At 68.4% G+C, this 23,121-nt stretch carries 23 protein-coding genes; 22 read left to right on the forward strand and 1 reads right to left on the reverse strand.

What is annotated here, in order from left to right; translation table 11 throughout:
* The first annotated feature begins 114 nt into the window (after positions 1–114).
* From OO71_RS52895 to OO71_RS07985, 22 genes are all read left to right on the forward strand, one after another.
* Positions 115–1,770: an ABC transporter substrate-binding protein gene (locus tag OO71_RS52895; RefSeq protein WP_084144777.1), complete on the forward strand. Its 1,656-nt coding sequence runs from the start codon at positions 115–117 to the stop codon at positions 1,768–1,770.
* Between the two features lie 19 nt (positions 1,771–1,789).
* Positions 1,790–2,662 carry a branched-chain amino acid ABC transporter permease gene (locus OO71_RS07880; protein ID WP_033288960.1) on the forward strand — a complete coding sequence of 291 codons (873 nt, stop codon included), beginning with the start codon at positions 1,790–1,792 and terminating at the stop codon, positions 2,660–2,662.
* The gene (locus OO71_RS07885) at positions 2,659–3,606 is read left to right on the forward strand and encodes a branched-chain amino acid ABC transporter permease (protein WP_033288961.1); all 948 of its coding nucleotides are present in this window, start codon (positions 2,659–2,661) and stop codon (positions 3,604–3,606) included. Before OO71_RS07880 ends, OO71_RS07885 begins: the two co-directional genes overlap by 4 nt.
* Positions 3,603–4,385, forward strand: coding sequence for an ABC transporter ATP-binding protein (locus tag OO71_RS07890; RefSeq protein WP_033288962.1), 783 nt, complete (start codon positions 3,603–3,605; stop codon positions 4,383–4,385). Before OO71_RS07885 ends, OO71_RS07890 begins: the two co-directional genes overlap by 4 nt.
* Positions 4,382–5,083, forward strand: coding sequence for an ABC transporter ATP-binding protein (locus OO71_RS07895; protein WP_033288963.1), 702 nt, complete (start codon positions 4,382–4,384; stop codon positions 5,081–5,083). Before OO71_RS07890 ends, OO71_RS07895 begins: the two co-directional genes overlap by 4 nt.
* Positions 5,084–5,240: 157 nt before the next feature.
* Entirely contained in the window at positions 5,241–5,822 is a 582-nt protein-coding gene (locus OO71_RS07905) for an NAD(P)-binding domain-containing protein (RefSeq protein ID WP_156096220.1), read from the forward strand.
* Positions 5,823–5,872: 50 nt separating this feature from the next.
* Positions 5,873–6,664, forward strand: a complete 792-nt coding sequence (locus OO71_RS07910; protein WP_051791251.1) for an enoyl-CoA hydratase-related protein — start codon at positions 5,873–5,875, stop codon at positions 6,662–6,664.
* 3 nt (positions 6,665–6,667) lie between these two features.
* Positions 6,668–7,426 (forward strand): SDR family NAD(P)-dependent oxidoreductase, encoded by a 759-nt coding sequence (locus tag OO71_RS07915; RefSeq protein WP_033288966.1) that lies wholly within the window; start codon positions 6,668–6,670, stop codon positions 7,424–7,426.
* Positions 7,427–7,446: 20 nt separating this feature from the next.
* A complete protein-coding gene (locus OO71_RS07920; protein ID WP_051791254.1) occupies positions 7,447–8,958 on the forward strand; it encodes a class I adenylate-forming enzyme family protein in 1,512 nt (503 codons plus the stop codon).
* Positions 8,948–10,093, forward strand: a complete 1,146-nt coding sequence (locus tag OO71_RS07925) for an acyl-CoA dehydrogenase family protein (RefSeq protein WP_033288967.1) — start codon at positions 8,948–8,950, stop codon at positions 10,091–10,093. Before OO71_RS07920 ends, OO71_RS07925 begins: the two co-directional genes overlap by 11 nt.
* Before the next feature lie 28 nt (positions 10,094–10,121).
* Positions 10,122–11,024 carry a CoA transferase subunit A gene (locus OO71_RS07930; RefSeq protein ID WP_033288968.1) on the forward strand — a complete coding sequence of 301 codons (903 nt, stop codon included), beginning with the start codon at positions 10,122–10,124 and terminating at the stop codon, positions 11,022–11,024.
* A gap of 5 nt (positions 11,025–11,029) precedes the next feature.
* Complete coding sequence (locus tag OO71_RS47170) at positions 11,030–11,899, forward strand: CoA-transferase (RefSeq protein WP_051791257.1); 870 nt, start codon at positions 11,030–11,032, stop codon at positions 11,897–11,899.
* A complete protein-coding gene (locus OO71_RS07940; protein WP_033288969.1) occupies positions 11,896–12,615 on the forward strand; it encodes an SDR family NAD(P)-dependent oxidoreductase in 720 nt (239 codons plus the stop codon). The genes OO71_RS47170 and OO71_RS07940 overlap by 4 nt, the downstream gene beginning before the upstream one ends.
* Before the next feature lie 14 nt (positions 12,616–12,629).
* Positions 12,630–13,391: an SDR family NAD(P)-dependent oxidoreductase gene (locus OO71_RS07945; protein WP_033288970.1), complete on the forward strand. Its 762-nt coding sequence runs from the start codon at positions 12,630–12,632 to the stop codon at positions 13,389–13,391.
* 93 nt (positions 13,392–13,484) lie between these two features.
* Complete coding sequence (locus tag OO71_RS07950) at positions 13,485–14,225, forward strand: FadR/GntR family transcriptional regulator (protein WP_033288971.1); 741 nt, start codon at positions 13,485–13,487, stop codon at positions 14,223–14,225.
* Positions 14,226–14,634: 409 nt separating this feature from the next.
* Entirely contained in the window at positions 14,635–15,864 is a 1,230-nt protein-coding gene (locus OO71_RS07955) for a CaiB/BaiF CoA transferase family protein (protein ID WP_033288972.1), read from the forward strand.
* On the forward strand, positions 15,857–16,639 hold the full coding sequence (locus OO71_RS07960) for an enoyl-CoA hydratase/isomerase family protein (protein ID WP_084144782.1): 783 nt from the start codon (positions 15,857–15,859) through the stop codon (positions 16,637–16,639). The genes OO71_RS07955 and OO71_RS07960 overlap by 8 nt, the downstream gene beginning before the upstream one ends.
* The gene (locus tag OO71_RS07965) at positions 16,636–17,841 is read left to right on the forward strand and encodes an acyl-CoA dehydrogenase family protein (RefSeq protein WP_033288973.1); all 1,206 of its coding nucleotides are present in this window, start codon (positions 16,636–16,638) and stop codon (positions 17,839–17,841) included. Before OO71_RS07960 ends, OO71_RS07965 begins: the two co-directional genes overlap by 4 nt.
* Positions 17,838–18,716, forward strand: coding sequence for a 3-hydroxyacyl-CoA dehydrogenase family protein (locus OO71_RS07970; protein ID WP_033288974.1), 879 nt, complete (start codon positions 17,838–17,840; stop codon positions 18,714–18,716). The genes OO71_RS07965 and OO71_RS07970 overlap by 4 nt, the downstream gene beginning before the upstream one ends.
* A 9-nt stretch (positions 18,717–18,725) precedes the next feature.
* Positions 18,726–19,592 (forward strand): 3-hydroxyacyl-CoA dehydrogenase family protein, encoded by an 867-nt coding sequence (locus OO71_RS07975; protein ID WP_033288975.1) that lies wholly within the window; start codon positions 18,726–18,728, stop codon positions 19,590–19,592.
* A complete protein-coding gene (locus tag OO71_RS07980) occupies positions 19,589–20,368 on the forward strand; it encodes an enoyl-CoA hydratase-related protein (RefSeq protein ID WP_033288976.1) in 780 nt (259 codons plus the stop codon). The genes OO71_RS07975 and OO71_RS07980 overlap by 4 nt, the downstream gene beginning before the upstream one ends.
* Positions 20,365–21,300: an acyl-CoA dehydrogenase family protein gene (locus OO71_RS07985; RefSeq protein WP_033288977.1), complete on the forward strand. Its 936-nt coding sequence runs from the start codon at positions 20,365–20,367 to the stop codon at positions 21,298–21,300. The genes OO71_RS07980 and OO71_RS07985 overlap by 4 nt, the downstream gene beginning before the upstream one ends.
* A gap of 590 nt (positions 21,301–21,890) precedes the next feature.
* On the opposite strand, the gene OO71_RS07990 is transcribed toward OO71_RS07985, so the two are convergent.
* Complete coding sequence (locus OO71_RS07990; protein ID WP_051791259.1) at positions 21,891–23,117, reverse strand: MFS transporter; 1,227 nt, start codon at positions 23,115–23,117, stop codon at positions 21,891–21,893.
* Positions 23,118–23,121: the final 4 nt, after the last annotated feature.

Below are 23,121 nucleotides of genomic sequence, written 5' to 3' on the forward strand. Positions count from 1 at the left end.
GCAACCCCTGTTCCGCCCGCGCTCGGATTCCGGCTGTTGTGACCCGCGGGCCACGCTGCTAACCTGGCGACAGATTATCTTCGCCACTGTCGCCGAGATACCCAGGGGTATTCCATGGCCGTCCGCCGCGTCCCAGTCAGATTCGCCCCGGCTCGCTCCGGCGCGCGCGAACCCTCTGACACGGAAGAACGGCCGCGGCCCGAGGCGGGGGAGCGGGCTGGGTTCGGTGCAGGAGAACGGCAGTCCGACGCGGGCGGACCGGCTTTGTCCGGCAGCGCTGAGCAGCAGTGGTCCGGGGAGGGTGAACCGGCCTCGTCGGGCGGCGCACGGAAGCAGCGGCCCGGTGGGGGTGATCCGGCCTCGTCTGGTGGGGCTGGGTTGCGGTGGCCCGGGGAGGGTGAACCGGCCTCGTCCGGCAGCACTGAGCAGCAGTGGCTCGGCGGGGGTGAACCAGCCCAACCCGATACGGGACACCAATCGCCCCCCTGGGTGGAGGAACCGGTGCGGTCCGGCGTCGGACAGCGACTGCGCCTCGGCGCAAGGGAACCGGCCCGGCGAGACAAGCGGGATCCCCAAGGAAAACCACAAAAGCGCAAGAACGACCCGCGCAGGCGCCGTAGCGTCGCAGTGACGATCCTCTCCGCAGCAGTCCTCGCCGGATGTGCCGCTGGTCCCTCGAGTGACACCATCGTGATCGGCATGATCAAAGACACCTCCGGGCCCGCGTCCGCGTACTCGCCTTACGTCACGGCTGGTGTCGAGCTTGCGATCAAGCAGATCAATGCCAGCGGTGGGGTTCTCGGCAAGCAGCTCGAGCTCGTCAGCGAGAGCGACGGCAGCGACACCAGCCAAACCCCCGTCCTGGTGCGGAAACTGGCCGGTAAAGGCGCCGGTGTCGTGCTGATGAACTCGGGGTCAGCGTCCGCGGTCGCAGCGAATCCGGTGTGTGCGTCGAACGAGCTCGTGTGCCTCTCGCCCGACAATCTCAGTGCTGCCATAGTCACCGGCAAGGACACCGGCCACACGTACCTGCTCGGCCCGACCAGCGCGGGCATGGGCACCGCGTACGCCAAAGGCATGACGAATGCCGGGATCAAGACCGTCGCGGTCGTGGCCGACGACAGTTCCACCATCCAGCCTTACGTCCCCGTGCTGGCCAAGCCCATCAAGGAAGCCGGGGTCAAGATCGTCGCCGAGGAGAAGATTCCCGTCAACGCTGCCGACGTCAGTGCGCAGATCGCGCGGGTGCAGGCGGCGAAGCCGGACGCGGTGCTCGTCGTCTCGTCCGGTGGGCAGACCGAGGCGCTCGTGCAGACCGCCCTGCACCGGATGATGCCTGGCGTACCCAGGTTTTCGGGCGCGTCGTTCGGCAACCAGCCGACGGCGTGGCCGCTCGCCGGGCCGGGGGCGCTCGACGGGCTCGTGTACGTCGGTAGCGTCCATCCGGACAATCCGCGGACTCAGAAAGTGGCGGCGGCCTTGAAGCAACAGGGCGGTCAGCATGCCGAGCTCACCGCATACGGGCTGCAGGGCTACGACAGCGTCCAAATCGTCAAGGAAGCCTTGCAGAAGCAAGGATCCGGGACGCTGAACCAGGCCCTCCAGTCGGTTTCCGGGTACCAGTCCCACTACGGCAGCAGCGCCTTCACGATCAGTTTCGGGCCGAGCAAACACGTCGGGGCCGATGGGGACTGCGGAATGGTGCTCGGCACCTTCGGCGCGGACAACACACCCGGCCCGGCGTGGCCGGTGTCCCAACCCGCCTGCTGACCGACGGCAAGGAAACGCAATGCCTTTACAACTGTGGGTGTCCGTCGCCGCGCTGGCGGTGTTCTCCGGGGTGCTCGGCCTCGGCTACCTGCTGGTGATGCGCGGCTCGGGCGTGTTCATGTTCGCGCTCGGCCCGCTCGCGATGACGTCGGCGATGCTCGGGTCCTGGCTGGTCACGGTTTACCAGCTGCCGAAACTGCTCGCCTTCGTGATCGGGGTGGTCGCGGCGACGGCGCTGTCGGCGTTGCTCGAAATGAGCATCGTCCGCCCGCTGCATCAACGCACCGGCGGCGCGGAGCTGCCGACGGTGGTCGCGATCGTGGCGGTGTTGTTCGCGCTGCAGCAACTGGCCGGGACCGTCTTCGGCCGCACCCCGCTCCCCGGGCAAGCGCTGGTCCCGGCCAGTTCGTGGCGCCTCGGCGGTCTCGTGCTCGACGGGCCACTACTCCTGCTGATCGGCGTCGGCCTCGTCCTGCTGGTGGCGGCCGGGTATTGGCTTCGCCGGACGCGGTACGGCCGGATGCTGCGCGCGGTCGGCGACAACGAACGGGCCGCCGAGATCATCGGCGTTCCGGTCCGGCGGATCCGGCTCCTCGCGTTTGCCTTGGCCGGTGCGCTCGCCGGGGTCATGGGACCGCTTTTCGCGGCCAGGACGGGCGTGTCCTTCGAAAGCGGTCTACAGTGGACACTCGCCGGATTTCTCGCGCTGATCGTCGGCGGCATCGGCCCGTACTGGGCGCCGCTCGCGGGCGGGCTGATCATCGCGGCGCTGCAAACGCTCGCGGTGTACTGGCTCGGGCCGTCGTGGCTCGATTACCTGACCTTCGCGATGGCTTTCGTTTTCTTCGTTTTCCGGCCCCAAGGGCTGTTCCGAGCAAAGGTGCGAGTATGACGTGGTTACGCCGACTGCTGGAACCGGCAGGCACCCTCGCCTTGGCGGCGCTCGCCATTCTCTATGCGGCGCCGGTGGATTTCCAGCGGGACATGGTGGTTCTCGGTGCAGTTTACGCGTTGCTGGCCATCGGAATGTACCTGCCGTTCGTGATGGGCGACGGGCTTTCCTTGGCCTATAACGCATATCTGGGCATCGGCGCATTCAGTGTCGCCTTGATCGGGCAGCACACCGGCCTGTCGCTGTTGTGGGGGTTGCCGATCGGGGCGGTGCTTTCCGCTGTGGTCGCGGTACTTCTCGGCCTCGCGACGGCACGGCTGTCCGGCTTCTACCTCGCCGGGGTCACTCTGCTGTTCGGCACCGCATTCTCGACGTTCCTGCTCCGCACCCCGTCGGTCAGCGGTGGTTCCGCCGGGATCAACGGCCTGCCGGAACCGACGCTGTTCGGCTCTGCCCTGGACCGGATGGGCGTGACCATTCTCGCGGTGCTTCTCGCCTGGCTGGCCGGATTTGCGGTGTCGCGGCTCAGGCGATCGCCGTACGGCATTGCACTGCGGGCGCAAGGCGTCGTACCGGCAGCGGTCGAAGCGTGCGGAATCAGCGCGCCATTGATCAAATTGCTGTCCCTGGCCGTGGGCGCGGCAATTGCGTCGACGGGCGGCGCATTACTGGCGATGATGAACCGGGCCGTCGTACCGGACACCTTTTCCCTCTCGATTGTTTTCCTGGCGGTGTTCATGCCGCTGCTCGGCGGACGGCGGAGCCCGTGGGGCGCGGCCCTGGGGGCGGTCATCGTGATGGTGCTGATCTTCGAAGTGCCGTTCTTCGAACAGACCGGCACTTTGGTTTTCGCGCTCGGGGTGCTGGTGGTGCTGCGGTTCGCACCGGACGGGCTGCTCGGCGCATTCGACCGGCTGGCCAAACGGATGAGGCGGGAACCATGACCGGGGAAGTGCTGCTGCAGTGCGATGCGGTGAGCAAGCGGTACGGCGGTGTCGTGGCGGTCAGCGACGTCTCGCTCGAGGCGCGCGCCGGTGAGGTGGTCGCGCTGATCGGCCCCAACGGCGCCGGCAAGACGACGTTGATCGACCTGATCACCGGGCAGCAGCCGATGTCGTCCGGACGGGTGCTGGTGCGGGGCGTTCCGCTGGCCGGACCGCCTTCCCGCCGCGCCCGTCGCGCCGCATTCGCCAGGACGTTCCAGCATCCGTTGCTGGCCATGGACCTCACCGTGCGGGAAAACATCCGGCTGGGCCTCTGCAGCGCGCGCTTCGCGAGCCCGTGGCGCGGCTTGTATCACGTGTTCGCCGGGATGATCCGCCCTGGGCAGCCGGACCTCGACCGGCGGATCGACGAGGTCGCCGAGTCCGTGCACCTCACCGGCCTCGGCCGGCCGTGCGGCGAGCTGACCCTCGGTGAGCAGCGGCTTACCGAGGTCGCCCGTGCGGTCGTCCGCGACCCTTCGGTGCTCCTGCTCGACGAACCGTTCGCCGGCGGCGACACTGCCGGGGTCCAGGGGATGATCGACGCCATCGCCGCGCTCCGGGAGCGCTCGTGCGCGATTCTGGTCGTCGACCACAACATCGACGTGGTCGCGCGGATCGCCGACCGGGTCGTCCTGCTGGACCGGGGCCGTCCGGTGTTCACCGGACCCGTCGAGGAATGCCTGTCCAGCACGGAAATGCAGGCGGTCTACTTCGGAAAGGCGGCGGATCGGGCATGACCGGCGAGCTCAGTACCACCGGGCTGACCGTGCGTTACGGCTACGCCCGCGCCGTGCATTCCGTCGACCTCGCCTTCCGGCCCGCCACGGTGAACGCGCTGGTGGGGCCGAACGGCGCGGGCAAGACGAGTCTCCTGCTCGCGCTGTCCGGCGGAGTCCGGGCGGAGGGCGCGGTCCTGCTGGACGGCGAGGACATCACCGCGATGCCCGCCGCCGAACGCGCCCGGCGCGGGTTTGCCCTGGTCCCGCAAGGCAGGCAGATCTTTCCCACGCTGACCGTCCGGGAAAACCTGGAGGTGATGGCGGAGGTGCTGCGCGTGAAGCAGGACGCGGTGGACGCCGCCCTGGACCGCTTCGCCAACCTCAGGCGGCGGGAGAAGGCGTATGCCGGGGTGCTGAGCGGGGGTGAACAGCAGATGCTCGCGGTGAGCCGGGCGTTGATGGGACCGGTACGGGTGGCGTTGTTCGACGAGGTCGCCACCGGTTTGGCGCCGGTGATCGTCGAGGAGATCGGCCAGGTCATCCGGGAGCTTGCCGAACAAGGTACGACGGTGGTGCTGGCGGCGCCTTCGCTGGGCACCCTCGCGTCCTGTGTGGACCGCGGGGAGGTGCTGATCCGCGGCGAGGTCGTGGCTGCCGCCGAGGATCCCGTCGAGCTCGAGCGGTACCAGCGGGAGTGGATGGGGCTCACGGCGTGATCGTCGTGGCCGGGCTCGGGGCGATGGGTGCCGGGATCGGCCGGCGCCTCAGCGAATGCGGGTACGCCGTCGCCGGGGTCGAGCCGGATCCCGAACGGCGGAAAGCCTGGCAGGACAATACGAACCGGCCGGGTTACGCGCACCTGAGTGAGGTGCCGTGGGCCTCGGTCGACCGGATCCGCAAGCCGCCGAGATCCTCGACCAGCTGCCCGCCGCGGGCCCGCGCGCCTGTCACCTGATCACCACTCTCGAACCCGCATTCGCCGACCGGCTGGGGGAGCGATCCGCCGGAGAGTGGCGAATTCTCGAACAGCCGGTCTCGGGCGGGGCGCAGGGTGCGCGATCCGGACGGCTGACCATGCTGAGCGCGGGCCCGTCGACCACCGCCGACCGGGATTTCCTGCGGTCGGCGCTGGCCGGAGAACTGATCACCTTCGACAGCTACGGCGAACCCACGCGGGCCAAGCTGCTGAACAACGTCACCGGGGCGTACCACGTGCTTGCGCTGGCGGCGATGCTGCGGCTGGCCCGGCAGCACGGGATCGGGCCGGAGACCCTCCACCGGGTCCTCCGGCACTCCAGCGGGGCCAGCCGGATGGCCGGTCTCGTCCGGCAGCTCGACGGTGCCCTCCTGGCCAAGGACGTGGCCCTCCTGCAGGCGGAAGCCGGCACGCTTCCCGTGCTGTGCCTGGAAGATTTCCTCGCCGACCTGGCGGAAGTACGCGGTCTGCTCGGGTGACCAGGTCCGCGAACGTTGGATCGCAGCCGAGCCTGTGATAACCTGACGCCATGATTACTTCCCCGCCGAAGACGGCCGAGCGCATCATCGCCGAGCGGAGGGATCGGGTACTCGAACTGACGTTGAACCGGCCGTCGGCGGGGAATGCGTTCGACGCGGAACTCTATGGCGCGCTGGCTGATCTCCTGGCCGACGCCGCAAGTGACGTGGAGGTTTCGTGTGTCGTACTCGGCGGGGGCGACCGGTTCAGCGCCGGTGCGGACCTCCGCGATCTCGCCGCCGATCCGGCGCGCAGGCAAACGGCCCGCGACGCTTACGACCGGCTCCTCGGCCAGCTCGAACAATTCCCGAAACCGTTGATCGCCGCGGTGGCGGGACCGGCGGTGGGGATCGGGTTCACCTTGCTCGGCCACGTCGACATCGTGCTCGTGGCGGACAATGCCCGCTTCCGGGCGCCGTTCGCCGCGCTCGGCCTCGTGCCCGAGGCGGGCAGTAGTGCCACGCTGCCCGCCATGCTCGGCCCGCAGCGGGCGGCGCATCTTTTCTATTCCGGGGCGTGGTTAAGCGCGGAGCAAGCCGTCGAGGCGGGCCTGGCGTTGTGCCGCGTTCCGGTGGACGAGCTCCGCAGCACCGCCGCCGCATTGGCGGACCGGATCGCCGCGGCACCGCTCAGTTCGCTGACGGCCACGAAGCGGCTGCTGGCTGCGTCGCGGGTGATTGACGCGGCAGCCGCACGCCGCCGGGAAGACGAAGCGTTCACGACCGCGCTGGCCGACCCTGGGGTCAACGCGGGATTGCAGAAAGTTGCGGAGCAGATCGCTCGCAAGAACGAGGAGAGGTAAGCCGTGGACGGGAATCGGCCCCTTGCCGAGCAGGTGGTCGTGATCACCGGCGCCAGTTCCGGATTGGGCAGGCGAATGGCACACGCGGTGAGCGCGGCCGGGGCCAGCGTCGTCGTGGCTGCGCGGCGCGTGGAACGGCTCAAGGACCTGGCCGACGACCTGCCGTCCGCCACCGCGGTCGCCTGCGACGTCAGCGTGGACGAGGACCGGGTGCGGTTGATCGATACCGCGCTCGACCGCTACGGCAGGCTCGACGGGCTGGTCAACAATGCCGGGATCAGCGCACCGGGGCCGGCGTCGCGGGAAACGGTGGAAACCTTCCGCCGCCAGCTGGAGATCAACCTGGTCGCGCCGTTCGCGCTGGCCGGTCTCGCCGCCCGCGCGATGCGGGCGAATCCCGGCGGTGGCCGGTCGATCGTGAACATCGGCTCGATCATGGGACTGCGCTCGACCGCGCCGATGCCCGAGGCGGGGTACGTTGCGTCGAAAGCCGGGTTGCACGGGCTCACCCGGGAGCTGGCTTCGCAGTGGGGGCGGCACGGCATCCGGGTCAACGCGCTGGCCCCGGGGTTCTTTCCGTCGGAAATGACCGACGGGCTGGTCTCCGGCGACGGCAGTGCGCCGGACTGGATCACCCAGGGGACCGCGCTCGGCAGGCTGGGCCGTCCGGAGGACCTCGACGGCGCGCTGGTGTTCCTGCTGTCGGCGAGCTTCGTCACCGGCCACACGCTGGTCGTCGACGGCGGTTTCACCACCCGATGACGGGGTTCGGAAGGAGGAGGGTGGAGGTACCTGATCTGCTCACGCATGCGGTGGCGCGCTACCCGCAGAAGGTGTGCGTGACCGCGGCGGGCCGCTCGTCGACGTTCGCCCGCACCAGCGAGAACGCCGACCGGTTCGCGGCATTCCTGCACTCGCAAGGGATCGGCAGCGGAGCGCGGGTGGCGTTGCTGGCGTACAACGAACTCGAGTACCTGCAGGTCCGGGTCGGCACTCTGCGTGCAGGGGCGGTCCACGTGCCGTTGAATTTCCGGCTGTCCGCGCCGGAACTTGCCCGGATCATCGACGATTGCGACCCGGCGCTGATCGTGGTCGGCCCGAACCTGCACGAGGTCGCGCGGCGCGCTTCGCCGCGGCCGATGGTCTTTCTCGGTACGGAAACTGACGACGTGCTGGCCGCGACATCGCCGATGGAAACGCCGAGACTGTTCCCGGCGGACGAGCTCGCGATGATCACCTACACCAGCGGCACCACCGGCCAGCCCAAGGGCGCCATGCTCACCCACGGTGCCTTGCACGCCAGCATGCTTTCGCAAGGGCAGGAAATCGACGCCCGGCCGGATGCGGTGTATCTCACCTCGATGCCGATGTTCCACATCGGATCGCAGCTCGTGCACGCGTTCACCTATCTCGGCGGAACGTGCCGCCAGCTGGTGAAATTCGATCCGGCGGAGGCCACCGCGCTGCTGGCGAGTGGCGAAATCACCCACGCCCAGCTCGTGCCGTCGATGATCCGCGACATCGTGGCGAGGTGGCCGGACAACGCGAAATCCCGGCTCCGGCGCGTGCTTTACGGCGCCGCGCCGATGCCGCCGAGCCTGGTACGGCAGGCCATCGACACCTGGGGATGCGATTTCGTGAACGGGTACGGCAGCACCGAGGCGCTGGGGGTATGCGCGCTGCCACCGGAGGATCATCGACCGGAGGAGGCACCTGAGCTGCTGAAATCGATCGGGCGGAGCGCGGTCGGCATGCAGCTGCGAGTGGTGAAAACGGACGGAAAAGACACTGCGCCCGGGGAAATCGGGGAAATCGTGTGCCGCGGCCCGAATGTGATGTCCGGCTATTGGCGTCAGCCCGAAGCGACCGCGGCCGTCCTGCGGGACGGCTGGTTCCACACCGGCGACCTCGCGTACCGGGATGCGGACGGTTATCACTATCTCGTCGACCGGCTGAACGACAAGATCGTGAGCGGCGGCGAGAACGTCTATCCGACGGAAGTGGAAAACCTCCTGCTCGAACACGCCGACGTCCGGGATGCGGCTGTCGTCGGTACGCCGGATCCGTATTGGGGCGAAGTCGTCACCGCGGCTGTGGTGCCCCGTGATGGCGCTTCGCTGGACGCCGCGGACCTCAAAGACCATTGCCGGGGACGGATTGCCGGGTACAAGATCCCCAAGCGCTTCCATTTCGTCTCCGAACTCGCCCGGAGTCCGACGGGAAAGCTGCTGCGCCGCGAAATCCGCCGGCAATGGCCCGGCGCCGGAGAATCAAGGACTGCGCATGAAACGTGACCTGTTCCAGCAAGAGCACGAGGATTTTCGTGCGCTCGCCCGCGAGTTCCTGGACCGCGAAGTGGTCCCGCATCAGGAAAGCTGGGAATCCGCCGGAATCGTCCCGCGGGAACTCTGGCTGCGGGCCGGGGAAAAGGGCCTGCTCGGGTTCAGCGTCCCGGAGGAATACGGCGGTCTCGGTGTCCGGGATTTCCGCTACAATGCGGTACTCGGCGAGGAAATGGCGCGCGTGGGTGCCACCGGGCCCGGATTCACGCTGCACAACGACGTGGCGGCCCCGTATTTCACCGACCTGACTACTGCCGAGCAGAAAGCCCGGTGGCTGCCCGGATTTGCCCGCGGCGAGCTCATCACAGCGATCGGGATGACCGAACCGGGCGCGGGCAGTGACCTGAAAGGCTTGCGCACCACCGCAAAGCGGGACGGCGACCATTACGTGCTCAACGGCCAGAAAACGTTCATCAGCAACGGGATCAATGCCGACCTGGTCATCGTGCTGGCGAAGACCGACGTCGCCGCCGGGGCCCGCGGGATCACGCTGTTCGTGGTCGAACGCGGAATGGCCGGCTTCTCGCGTGGCCGAAATCTGGTGAAGGTGGGCCAGAAAGCGCAGGATACTGCCGAGTTGTTCTTTTCCGACGTGCGGGTTCCCGTGGTCAACCTGCTGGGTGAAGAGGGGCGCGGGTTCGCGTATTCGATGCGGCACCTTCCGCAGGAACGGGTGACGGTGGCGGTCACCGCACTCGCCCGCGCGGACCACATTTACCGCAGTACCATCGAATACTGCCGTCAGCGCCAAGCCTTCGGCCAGCCCATCGCCGATTTCCAGCACACCCGTTTCCGGCTCGCCGAGATGGCGACCGAGATCGACATCGCGCAGGTGTACGTCGATCGTTGCGTGCTGGCCCTGAATGCCGGGGAACTCAGCCCGGCCGACGCGGCGAAAGCGAAATGGTGGACCACCGAGCTGGCGAACAAGGTCATCGACCAGTGCCTGCAACTGCACGGTGGGTACGGCTACATGCTCGAGTACCCGGTGGCGAAAGCGTGGCTGGACTCGCGGATCCAGACCATTTACGGCGGGACCACCGAAATCATGAAAGACATCATCGGGCGCTCGCTGTTCGCCGGATAGCGCACCGAAATTCAGCCGAAGGAGCAGTATGCCGATTCCCGGAAAAGTCGTCGAGCTGAGCGAGCTGCCCGCGCTCGTGCCGGAACGGGCGACCGTCGCGTTCGGCGGTGCCTGGTTCGCCAACCATCCGATGGCCGCGGTCCGTGAGCTGGTGCGGGCCGGTCGTACCGACATCGCCGGCCTCGCCCTGCTGGGTTCCATCGACGTCGACCTCCTGGTCGGGGCGGGCGTACTCACCGACCTCACGTTTTCCATGGTGACCATGGAGGCGATGGGCATGGCGGCGAACTTCCGGCGCGCCGGGCAGTCCGGCGAGCTGGCGACCACCGAGGTGAGCGCGATCTCGCTGCAGCTGGCGCTCGAAGCCGCCGGCCGGGGTGTTCCGTTCCTGCCGCTCGCCGGTCCGGAGGGGTCCGACCTGGTGCCCCTGCACCCGGAGATCTACGGCCGCGCGAGCACATCGTTCGGCGACGAGGACGTGATGGTGGTGCGGGCGCTGCGGCCCGACGTCGCGATCGTCCACGCGTCCCGGTGCGATGAGCTCGGTAATGCGCAATTCGACGGGACCTACGGGCAGGATCCGGAATTGGCCCGAGCCGCGGCCAAGGTGATCGTGACCTGCGAGGAAATCGTGTCCGGTGACCGCATTGCCGAGACGCCGGAACGCACGCGCATTCCCGGCTTTCTCGTGGATGCCGTGATCGAGGCGCCATTCGGGGCCCATCCGTGTTCGCATGTCCCGCAATACGCCGTGGACGCGTGGCAGCTCCTGGAATACCAGGAAGCCGCGGCGGATCCCGAGGCGTTTGCCGGATACCTGGAGCGTCTTCGCGGCGAAACCGAGGCGGAGTACCGGGCGCGTGCCGTACCCGGCGATCGCGGAGCGGTGCTGTCTGCACTGGTGGATGCCGCCAACGTCCTGGAAAGGTGAAAACAGTGGCCACGTATGAGATGCACGAGCTGATGGCCTGCCGGATCAGCGAAGAAATGCGGGAGGAAGGCGAGCGCGTCACCGTTCTCGGGTCGTTCACGCCGCTGGCTTATGCCGCTTACATGCTCGCCAAGCTCACGCACGCGCCGGACGCCTGGCTGGCCGGATACAACGCCATCGGAATGGACCCCATCGAACTCGGGTTTTCCGGTGCGGAGGGGGCGATTTACAAAACGGCCCGCGGCCGCTGGTCGTTCACCGAATCGAACCAGCTCCTCCACATCGGCACCCGCGGCATGATCGAATGCGTTTCGAGCGTCCAGCTCGGCGGTGACGGGGCCATCAATCTTTCGGTGATCGGCGATTACCACCGGCCCAAGGTCCGGCTGCCCGGTGGCGCGGGATCGCCGGAGGTGGTGCAGAACTACCACACGGTGGTCGCGTACTTCTCCCGGCACGATCGGCGGACGTTCGTGCCGCAGGTCGACTTCGCGACCGGACGGCGCACGCCGATCAGCGCTGCGGCGCGGGAGAAGCGCGGCCTGCTGCCTGGTCCGATCATCGCGATCTCGCCGCTCGCGGTGCTGCGCAAGGACACCGATGACGAACCGTTCGTGCTCGAATCCGTGCACCCGGGGGTGAGCGTCGACGAGGTGGTGGACAACACCGGGTTCGAGCTCACCGTGCCGGACCGGGTACCGGTGACGCGGGAACCGGCCGACCGGCAGCTGGCCTTGCTGCGCGAGCGCATCGACCCGTTCACCACCGCTCGCTTCGACTTTCTCGGCGGCGCCGAGCGCATTGCCTTCCTGCGTGAGATCCTCACCCGGGAATGGGCGCGGGCGCAGGCACTGGTCGAAGCCGGGCGGCCATGACCGCCGACGGGATCCGCGGCCGGATTGCGCTGGTCGCGGGGTCGAGCGGGGGCCTGGGGGCGCCGATCGTGGCGGCGTTGCGGGCGGCCGGGGCACGGGTCGGCGGCCTGGACGTCCGGGCCCCGGAGCGGGTGGGCGAATCGCCGGACGAGGTGTTCGTACCCTGTGACATCGGGGACGAACGGGCGGTTTCGGATGCGGTGACCCGCGTCGAATCGGCACTGGGCGGCACCCCGTCGATACTGGTCAACTGTGCGGCCGTGGTCGCGCGGTGCGGGCTGGAAGAGACGGCCGGTGAATGGGACGACGCGTTGCGCGTGAACCTCACCGGGGCGTTTTACCTGGTCCGCCGGGTGATCGGCGGGATGCGCGACGCCGGGTACGGCCGGATCGTGCAGCTGGCGTCGATCGTGACCGAAACCGGCGGTTCCGGCAACGTCGCGGCTTATGCCGCTTCGAAGGCGGGTCTCGTCGGCTTGGCGAAGGCGGTGGCGGTGGAGTTCGCCGCGGCCGGGGTGACGTCGAATGTCGTGTCGCCGGCGTGGATCGAGAGCGGCATGTTCTCGGTCCCCGGCGCCGTCCCGGAGAAGGTGCCGGTACGGCGGATGGGCGCGCCGGCCGACGTCGTCGCGGCCGTGCAGTACCTGGTCTCCCCGGCGGCGGGGTTCGTGACCGGGCAGGTCATCCACGTCAACGGTGGATTGCGATTCGGGTGAGAAGGGACCGGAAAATGCAGCGTCTGGCTGGGAAAGTCGCACTGATCACCGGGGCAGGGGCGGGCATCGGGCGGACCGCCGCCCTTCTTTTCGCCGCGCACGGCGCCCAGGTGGTCGTCGCGGAGTGGAATGAGGAAACCGGTCGTTCGGCGGTCCGGGAAATCGAGGAGGCCGGTGGCACCGCGGTGTTCGTGCGCACCGATACGTCCGAGGAAAGCAATGCGCAAGCCGCCGTGCAGCTGGCGGTGGATACGTTCGGGCAGCTCGATGTGCTGTACAACAACGTCGGCGGTACGAGCCCGGGGGACGGTCCGGTCACCGAGGTTCCCGTCGAGGTGTTCTGGCAGACCATGAAACGCGACCTCTTCGGGACGTTCCTGATGTGCCGGTACGCAATCCGGCAATTGGCGAAGACGGGTGGCGGCTCGGTGATCAACACGGCGTCGATGGTCGCGCTGATGGGAAAGCCCCGGCCCGCACAGGACTGCTACACGATCGCCAAAGGCGGCATTGTTTCGTTCACGCGCTCGATGGCGGTGCAGTACGCGCCGCAGCACATCCGCGTGAACGCGATCGCGCCGGGCGTCACCGTCACCGAGCGGCTGGTCAAGCGGCTTGACCAGGGCGCCATCCCGCAGCCATTGCTCGACCGGCACCTGCTCGGCCTGCTCGACCCGGAGGACGTCGCCGCGATGGCCCTGTACCTGGCGTCGGACGAGTCGCGGCGGACGACCGGGCAGATCATTTCGGTGGACAGCGGGATGACGATGTCCTGACCCGGGCAGGTCGTCCGGGTCCGCGGGTGTAATGTCCGACAGAAGACCTGGTAGGGTGACAGACCAACACTGGACTAGCAGGTGGGTGGGGCAGTGGCAGAGCTTCGGGAGGCCCAGCAGAGCCGGGTCATCGGCCAGAAGGTCCTTCGCCCGCGCGAGCAGGTCGAGGAGCGGCTCCGGGCGGCGATCCTCGCCGGCGAGCTGAAGACCGGTGACCTGCTGCCGCCGGAGGTGGAGCTCGCGCGGCAGTTCAACGTCAGCCGCACGACGGTCCGGGAGGCGCTGCGGTCGCTCACCACGCAGCGGCTGATCTACAAGCAGCCGGGCTCGCGCGGGGGCAACTTCGTGCACCACATCGACCACCACTCGCTCGGCACCGCGGTCATCGACAGCGTGCACAACCTGCTCACGCTGGGCAGCATCGAGTTCGGCGAGGTAGCCGAGGTCCGCCAGCACCTGGAGGTCCCCGCCGCGCGGCTCGCCGCGGTCCACCGCACCGGCGAGGACCTGGAGCGGCTGCGGGACATCGTGCGCAGGCAGAAAACGGCGTCGGTCGACGACCCCGAGGTCCCGAAGCTCGACGAGGAGTTCCACACGCTCATCGCGGAGGCCTCGCGCAACCGCGTGCTGGCGTCCTTCGTGGCGGCCCTGCACCACGAAACCGAGCCGGTGCACTACCTGGACCTGTCCCCGGAAGTGGGCCGCGCGACGGTCCGCCAGCACAAGGCCATCGTGGACGCCATCGCAGCCCAGGACGCGGACGCCGCCGAGGTGGCGATCGTGAAACATCTGACGTATCTGCGGAAGCATTCGGCGGAGCACTCGGCCGGCTGAGGTTTGGGCCCGGCACGGCGGTCGGGAAGCATCGGGCGCTTGCGGGGTTGCGCTCGCCTGGGTGAGCCTCCCCGAGCCCGTAGCTGACGCCGTGGTGTGCAGCTGAGTCTTCCAGCCTGCCTCCGGCGTCCGGCCGATGGCGTGCAGCTGAGTCTTCCGGCCGGGAAGCCCGGGCCCTGTCGTGGGTCCCGCGGCTGATTCGGCCACTGGTGGGGAAATCCCTCGCGCGACCGAGAGTTCTCCGGAACCGCATCCCGGCACGCTCGATTCCTCCAGGCGCACACCGACGACAGCCGTTGCCGCCCGCCGTTTCCCGCCCCACCCAACGTACCCCGGCGCACCCCACCGCAACAGTGCTGCGATCTCCCCCACCCTTGACCGAGTGGCAAATGTCGAACATTATGAGGGAGTGCGAACAGAAGACCATCACCGGAGCGGCCCGCTGGCCGGGTTGCGGGTCATCGACCTCACCACGTCCTACGCGGGGCCCACCGCGTCGATGTATCTCGCCGATCTCGGGGCCGACGTGATCAAGGTCGAGCGGCCCGGACGGGGGGACGACACGCGGTCGTGGGGGCCGCCGTTTTCGGCGGGTGGGGTTTCGGCGTGGTTTGCGTCGGCCAATCGCAACAAGAGGTCCGTCGTGATCGATCTTCGGGACCGGCGCGGGCTTGCCGTGCTGCGGCGGCTCATCGGGTCTGCCGACGTGTTCATGGAGAACCTCAACCCCGCGAAGCTGCAGGCGCTCGGCATCGACCATCCGACGCTCCGCGCCGAGTTTCCCGCGCTGATCTACTGCGCGATGTCCGGCTTCGGGCTCGACGGGCCGGACAGCACGCTCCCCGGTTACGACCTCGCCGCGCAGGCGCGCTCCGGGCTCATGTCCGTCACCGGCGCCAAAGGCGGTGCGCCGCAGCGGGTGTCCACCGCGCTGTCCGACGTGATCACCGGAATGTGCGCCGCTCTCGCGGTGAGCGCGGCAGTCGTGCGGCAGCGCCAGGACCACCAGGGCGAGCTCATCGACGTCTCCCTCCTCGACGCCGACCTCGCCGTGATGGCTCCGCGCATCGCCGCCTACCTCGCGGGTGAGGACGAACCCGCGCCCAGCGGCGGTACCGATTCCGTGCTCGCGGTGTACCAGGCGTTCCCCACTGCGGACCGCGATCTCGCGGTCGCGATCGGCAACGATCCGATGTGGCAGCGGTTCTGCACGGTCGTCGGGCTGCCGGACCTGGGTGCCGACCCGGAGCTGAAAGACAACGCGGGCCGACGGCGGCATCGGGACCGGCTCGTCGCGCAGGTCACCGCCAAGCTCGCCGAGCGCACCGCCGCCGAATGGCAGAAGATGCTCGGCGACGCGGGGATCCCGTGCTCGCTCGTGCAGACGCTCGCCGAGGTCGTCGCCGATCCGCAGGTCGTCGCGCGGGGTTGTCTGCTGCCGGTACCGGGAACCGGCGGGGTGATGCACAGTGTGCACAGCCCTTTTCGCTTTGCTTCGATCCCGGAACCGCGGAATTCGCCGTTTCCGGCTTTGGGAGCGCACACCCGGGAGGTACTGGGTGAGTTCGGGTACGCCGCCGCCGACATCGACAGCCTGCTTGCGTCCGGTGCGGTGCACGAAGGGAGAGCCAGTGAGTGACGAGTTCGTGGTCGTCGAGCGTGACGCCGCCGTGGCCACGGTGCGGATCAACCGCCCGCAGGTCCACAACGCCCTGAACCTGGCGGTGTTGCGCCGCCTCGGCGAGGAAATCGAGGCGCTGGGCCGGAGCGTACGGGCGATCGTGGTGACCGGCACCGGGGAGAAAGCGTTCAGTGCCGGGGCCGATCTCGACGAACTGCAAGACCTCGATGCCGAACAGGCGCATCCGCTCATGCGGCAGGGACAGCAGGTACTCCGGGGGATCGAGCAAAGCCCGGTCCCGGTCATCGCGGCCGTGAACGGGCTCGCGCTCGGCGGCGGGTTCGAGCTGGTGCTCGCGTGCTCGTTCGCCGTCGTGACCCGCAGTGCCGCCTTCGGCCTGCCGGAATCGGGCCTCGGGCTCATTCCCGGCTACGGCGGCACCCAGCGGCTCGCGCGCGCAGCCGGGCCCGCCGTCGCGCGGCACGTGATGCTCACTGGGTCCCGGATCGACGCCGAGCGGGCGTACCAGCTCGGCCTCGCCGCGGTCCCGCCGGTGGCCCAGGCCGACCTGCTGACCACCGCCCGGCAGCTCGCGGACACCATCGCCAAACGCGGTCCCCGTGCGTCCCGTGCGATCCTCGAAGCCGTGGACCGCGGCCGGGACATGCCGCTCGACGCCGGGCTGTCGCTGGAAACCGGGTTCGCCGCGATCGCCCTCGGTGGCCGCGAATCGACCGAGGGTATCGCCGCCTTCAAAGGCAAACGCGCCCCGGAATTCGAGGACCAGCCATGACTCCACTCGACCCTGAGGCCTACGTCGCCCACCAGCAGAGCCTCGACGAATCAGTCTCCGACGCGCTGCTCGACGAGCGGGAGCTGGCCATCCGCGCCGAGGTGCGGGAAATCGTCGCGCATGAAGTCGCACCCCGTGCCGCACATGCGGATCGTACCCACGAATTCGTGCACGACAGCTACCAGGCGCTGGCGGGTTTCACCGGATTGATCTTCCCGAAACACCTCGGCGGAACGGGGGACACGCATGTCGCGTATGCCGCCGCAATGGAGGAAATCACCGCCGGATGCGCCGCGACCAGCCTCGTGTTCATGACGCAAATGCACGCCGCGTACCCGATTATGCTTGCCGGATCGGCAGAACTGGCCGAACGTTATATCCCCGGCCTGCTCGCCGGAACCGCGTACGGCGCGCTCGGCATCACCGAACCCGGCGCGGGCAGTGACGTCGCCAGCCTGCGTTCCATCGCCGCACCAATCGACGGCGGGTACCGGCTCAACGGGTCGAAAACCTTCATCACCACCGGCGACAAGGCTGACGTAATTGTTTGTTTTGCGACCGTCGACCGGTCGCTGGGCCGGAAAGGCGTCACGGCGTTTGTGCTCGACGGTTCCTGGAATGGTCTCAGCCGCGGGAAACCGCTGGCCAAAATGGGAATGCACGGGTCGAGCACGGCTGAGCTGTTCTTCGACGGGGTGCACATCCCGGCCGACCATCGGCTCGGCGACGAGGGCGGTGGCTGGCAGGTCGTGATGAACTCCGTGATCAAATCGCGGATCAGCGCGGCCGCGCAGGGAGTCGGCCTGGCGCGGGCGGCGTACGGGCACACCCTTCGCGCGCTCACCCAGCTGCACGGGCCGAAACTGCCCGACGAGGCGGCTTTCGCGCTGGCGACCCTGCGCGGGAAACTGTTGCAGGGCAGGCTTTTGCTGCTCGGCGTGGCCCGCGAGGTCGACCGCAGCAAGTCGCCGGACGCCGGTCAGATCGCCATCATGAAACAGACCTGTACCGACCTCGGCTTCGACACCGCCCGCGAGGCCATGCGCATCCTCGGCCCGTACGGCGACCTCGTCGACGTCGGTGTGGAGCGCTGCCTGCGGGATGCGAAGGTCACCCAGATCTACGACGGCACCAACGAAGTACAGCGGCTGCTCATCGCCCGCGACACCGCGCGGAAACAAGGAACGGAGACCACGAAGTGACTTCGCAGGAACGCACTGTCGCGGTGCTCGGTGCCGGGACCATGGGGTCCGGTATCGCCACCGTCACGGTCCGGGCCGGCCACCGGACCCTCATCCACGACCTCGACGACGAACGCGTCGCCCGTGGCGTGGCCACCGTGCGCGGATTCCTCGCCCGCAGCGCGAAACTCGGCAAGCTCACCGAGGAAGAAGCGGCGACCGCGTCGGCGCGCGTCGAAGGCACCACGGACTTGAAGGACCTGGCGTCCGCCCATGTGGTCGTCGAGGCGATTTTCGAGGACCTGGACGCCAAACGGGCCCTCTTCGGCGAGCTGGACGGGATCGTCGGCAGCGAAACCCTGTTCCACACCAACACTTCCACGCTGTCGGTCACCGGGATCGCGGCCGGGTCGGCGCGGCCGGAACGGGTCGTCGGCACGCACTACTGCAATCCGGCGCCGCTGATGACGCTGGTCGAGGTCGCCGACGGCAGGCACACCGCGAGCTGGGCGCATCAGGCCACTGTGGACTTCCTCGGCTCGCTCGGCAAAACAACCGTGGTGACCAAAGACCGGCCCGGGTTCATCGTGAACCGGTTCCTCATCCCGTGGGAGAACAGCTGTATCCAGGCGCTGGAGAACGGGCTCGGCACGAAGGAGTCGATCGACGCGGCGGTCACCGGCGCGCTCGGCCACCCGATGGGGCCGTTCAAGCTGCTCGATGTCATCGGCCTCGACATCCACCAGCAGGTCGCCACCCGGCTGTACGAGCAGCTGCGTGACCCGAAATTCTTCCCGCCGCCGATGGTCGGCCGGATGGTCGCCGCGGGCGATCTCGGCCGCAAGACCGGCCGTGGCTTCTACACCTACGACGACACCCGCCTGTTCGGTTCCTGAGGAGAGCGCATGTCCGAAATCCACCACGTGGCCGTGCTCGGCTTCGGCACGATGGGTGCCGGGATCGTGCAGGTCACCGCGCAGTCCGGCCGTACCGTGACCGTGCTCGAAACCAGCCAGGAGCGCGCCGACGCGGGCTTGGGGCACCTGCGGTCCTTCCTCGACGAGGGCGTACGCCGCGGCAAGGTCACCGTCGATGGGCGCGACGAGGTACTCGCGCGCGTGCGGCCGGTCACCGACGTTGCCGCGCTTTCCGGCGCCGACCTGGTGATCGAGGCCGTCACCGAGCGACCCGATGTCAAGAAAGACCTGCTCAGCCGGGTCGCCGCGGCAGTGGGTGAGGAGGCGCTGATCGTCACCAACACCTCCGCGCTGTCGGTGACCGACCTCGCGAACGCCGTACCTCGTCCGGACCGGTTTGCGGGCCTGCACTTCTTCAACCCGGCGCCGCTGATGAAGGTCGTCGAGGTCGTGCGCGCTCTCCAGACCGCGCCGGAGGTGGTGGACGCGCTGGTCGCGTTCACCGAGTCGCTCGGCAAAGACGCGGTGGTGGTGAAGGACCGGCCCGGGTTCCTGGTCAACCACCTGCTCATCCCGTACCTCAACGACGTGATCGCCGAGTACGACGCCGAACTCGCCACCGCCGAGGACATCGACACGGCCATGCGGCTGGGCCTCGGGTACAAGCTGGGTCCGCTCGAACTGCTCGACATGATCGGCCTGGACGTGCACGAGCATGCGTCCGCGAGCGCGTACGAGGCCACGTTCGACCCGAGGTTCGCGCCTCCGCCGCTGCTGCGGCAGATGGTGGCCGCGGGGTACCTCGGGGCCAAGTCCGGCAAGGGATTCCGCACGCAGGACAGGAGTGCACAGTGACCGACTACGCCGACATCACCGTCGATCGCGACGGGCCGGTGCTCACGATCACCCTCGACCGGCCCGACGCGGGCAACAAGTTCCGGCACGGCACCTGTCTTGAGCTTTCCGATGCCCTGCAACGCTTCCGGCTCGACCCGGCACTGCGCGTGGCCATCCTCACCGGCGCGGGCGAGAAGTTCTTCTGCATCGGCGGCGAGCACGACGAGATGACGTCGCTCGACCAGTCGCAGGTACTGCCGATCCTGGACGTCTACCAGGCCATCGACACCATTCCCAAGCCCGTCATCGCGGCGGTCAACGGGTTCGCGGTGGGTGGCGGGCACGTGCTGCACACCGTGTGCGACCTGACGATTGCCGCCGAACACGCGGTGTTCCGCCAGGTCGGGCCGATGGTCGGGAGTTTCGACGCCGGGTACGGCACCTGGTACCTGGAGGACGCGATCGGCCGCAAACGCGCCAAGGAGATGTGGTACCTCAACCGCAAGTACACCGCCGCGCAAGCCCTCGCGATGGGACTGGTGAACGAGGTCGTCCCGGCGGACGGGCTGCGGGAGCGGGCGATGGAGGTCGCGCGGGACCTGGCCACGCGCAGCCCGCTGGCGCTCGGCGGGCTCAAGTCGGCGTTTTCCGGACGGCACAACGGGGTTTCCGGCCAGGCCCGGATGGCGCACGACCAGTTTCTCACGCTCTACCTGACCACACAGGAGGCACACGAGGTGAGCGCGTCGTTCGCCGAACGCCGTCAGCCCGATGCGGGCAGGTTCTGGCAATGACCACCCCGGAACAGGCCGACCTCGCCGCCATGATCGACGCGCTGGCGGCCGGCAGCCAGCCGTCCGACGAGCGACCCGCCGAGGTGGCGGCGCTGCGGACCCGGCTCGCGGACCAGGGGGTATGGACACTGGGGGTACCGGAGGCGCTCGGCGGAGGCGGCGCGGACGACGCCCTCACCGCGACCGCGTTCGCCCGGCTGGGCCGCCGCTGGGCCGCGCTCGGCTGGGCTTCGGTGCAGGCCCACGCCGCGGCTGAGCTGCTGGGTGACCATCCGCTGCGTGCGATGGTCCACAATGGACAGATCGCCGTCGGCGTGACAGGCGGTCTCCGCGTGGATGCGGCTGGGGAAGAGCCGTACGTCATCGTCCTCGGTGGCGATACGGCGCGGTTGCACGAACCGGATGCGTTGCGGTACCAGGCAGTCCGGCACACCGGTTTGGACGGCGCTTTGACGCGGATGGTCGAGTTCGTCGGCGAGGGCACGGAACTCCGGGGTGACGTCGACCGGGCGGTGGTCCGGCTGCGCCTCGGCGCGGCCGCTGTTGCTGCTGGGATTGCCGATGCAGCAGCGGAGGCCGCCCTTGGTTACAGCTTGACCCGCCAGCAATTCGGCGGCCCGCTTACCGCGTTACCCACGGTGCGCGACGCACTGTTCGGCGCGTCGGGGACGGCGGCTGTGTTGGATCGGGTACTTTCCGGTGCGGCGTCGCCTTGGCAAGCCGCCGCCGTGCTGGACCTGGCCTGCGAAGCGGCAATCGACGTGACGGCGCGGGCCGTGCAGGCGCATGGTGGGTATGGCTACCTTGCGGAGTATCCGGTGCAGGGGTTGCTTTGTGACGCGGTGTCATTGCGTGCGGCTGTGGACTCGGTGAGTGCACGTCGGGATGGTGCGTTGGAGCTTGTGCGGGTGAGGGCCACGAAGATCGAGTAGTCCCGCGGTGGTTGCGGATTGCCGCTTTCAGCAGCTGCTGTGAGACGCGGTGTTGTTGCGCTGGGCAGCCGATTCGATGAGTGCTCGCCGCGAACGTGCGCTTGACCTGATCCGGGTGAGGGCGAGCAACGTCACCACCTCGAAAACCCGCCACGTCCGCCGTAGCCGCGATCAACCCGCCGCCGTGGACGACGAGTCCGGCGCGAGAGTCCCGCGGTGGTTGCGTTACCTCGTTTCGTCAACTCCCCGCGCAGCAGCTGCTCTGCGACGCGGTCTCACCGCGCGCTCGGCCTCATGCGGACGAGCGCCAGCAACGTCACCACCGCGAAAACCGCCACAAAAGCCGAAAAATCCACAGTAGCCCACAATAACTACCAGGATTCCCGCCGCGAGCGCGGGCAGTCAAGCTGTATGGCACGAAGTCCGGGCTGGACACGTCGACTGCGGTGGCGTGCACGGTCGACGGGATGGTCGCCGACAATGCGAGTGGGGAAGAGCTGCGCCGTCTTAGCGAATGTGTACCAGAACGCTGGTGTCACTGGTCGTCGTACTGTCCGGCCACGGAGTCCACGGTGGTTGCGGTTACCTCGTCAACTCCCCGTGCAGCAGCTGCCCTGCGACGCGGCAGCCGACTCGACGAGCGCAAGCCGCGAAGGCGCGCTCGGCCTCACCCGGATAAGCGCCACCAACGTCACCACCGCGAAAACCGCCACAAACAAAGAATAATCCACCGTAGCCGCAATCAACCCGCCGCCGTGGACTACCAGGATTCCGGCCACCACGGCAGGTAATCCCATCCCCAGGTAGCAGATCACGTACACCGTCGACAGCACCCCCGCGCGTTCGTGCTCTCGTGCCTGCGGGACGACCGTGCGCATCCCGCCCTGGAATCCGGCGCCGAAACCGATTCCGGCCAGGAACGTGAACACGAAGAACCCGACCACGGACGAAAGTTCAACAACAGCAAGGGTCCCCAGCGAACTGACGACCAACATGGTGATCCCGAGGAACATCACGGTACGAGGCGGACGGCGGGACAGAGCGACCGTAGTGCCCGCCGCGACCACCGCGAGCACGAACAACCCCAGCCCGCCGATCACGAGTGAGTCCGAGCCGGACAGTTGCCGGGCCAGGGAAGGGGCGAGTGCGCCGTAGAAACCGCCCAGTGACCAGGTCGCGAACAGCACCGGGGCGACGGCCAGCATCGAGCGGCGCAGGTGCCGCGGTACAGCGAGCTGCGGGACGAGCGCCGCCCGTACCCCGGGTTTGCGCTCGCCCGTTTCCGGCAGCCGCGCGACTCCCACCGCCTGTGCGGCGAAAACCAGAATCAGCACGAGGTACACGAGCTGGGTCGGCGCGGGCAGGTACTGCACGATCAGCCCGGACAGCAGCGACCCGGCGCCGGTACCCAGTGGGGTGCCGACCGCATTGGCGCTGGTGCCGCGGTCGCGGTCGATGTCCAGCATCGCGGCGCCGAGGGCACCCAGTGCGCCACCGGTGGCAATGCCTTGCAGTACGCGGCCGAGAAGCAGCAAGCCGACGCCGTCCGCTGCCACGAACACTGCCATCGCAACGATTTGCAGCGCCAGTGCGGCGAGGAGAACCGGTTTGCGCCCGAGGTGATCGGACAACCGGCCGAGTACGAGCAGGGTGACCAGCACCGTGATCGCGTACGTGCCGAAGATGATCGTCGTCGTGATGGGCGAGAAGTGCATTTCACCGGCGTAGATCGCGTAGATCGGGGTCGGCGCGCTCGACGAAGCCAGGAACGACACCACGATCGACGCCAGCAGGGCCAGCCGGCTCGTAGTACTCACAGGG

The sequence above is a fragment of the Amycolatopsis jejuensis genome (assembly GCF_000717335.1).
Lineage (GTDB): Bacteria > Actinomycetota > Actinomycetes > Mycobacteriales > Pseudonocardiaceae > Amycolatopsis > Amycolatopsis jejuensis.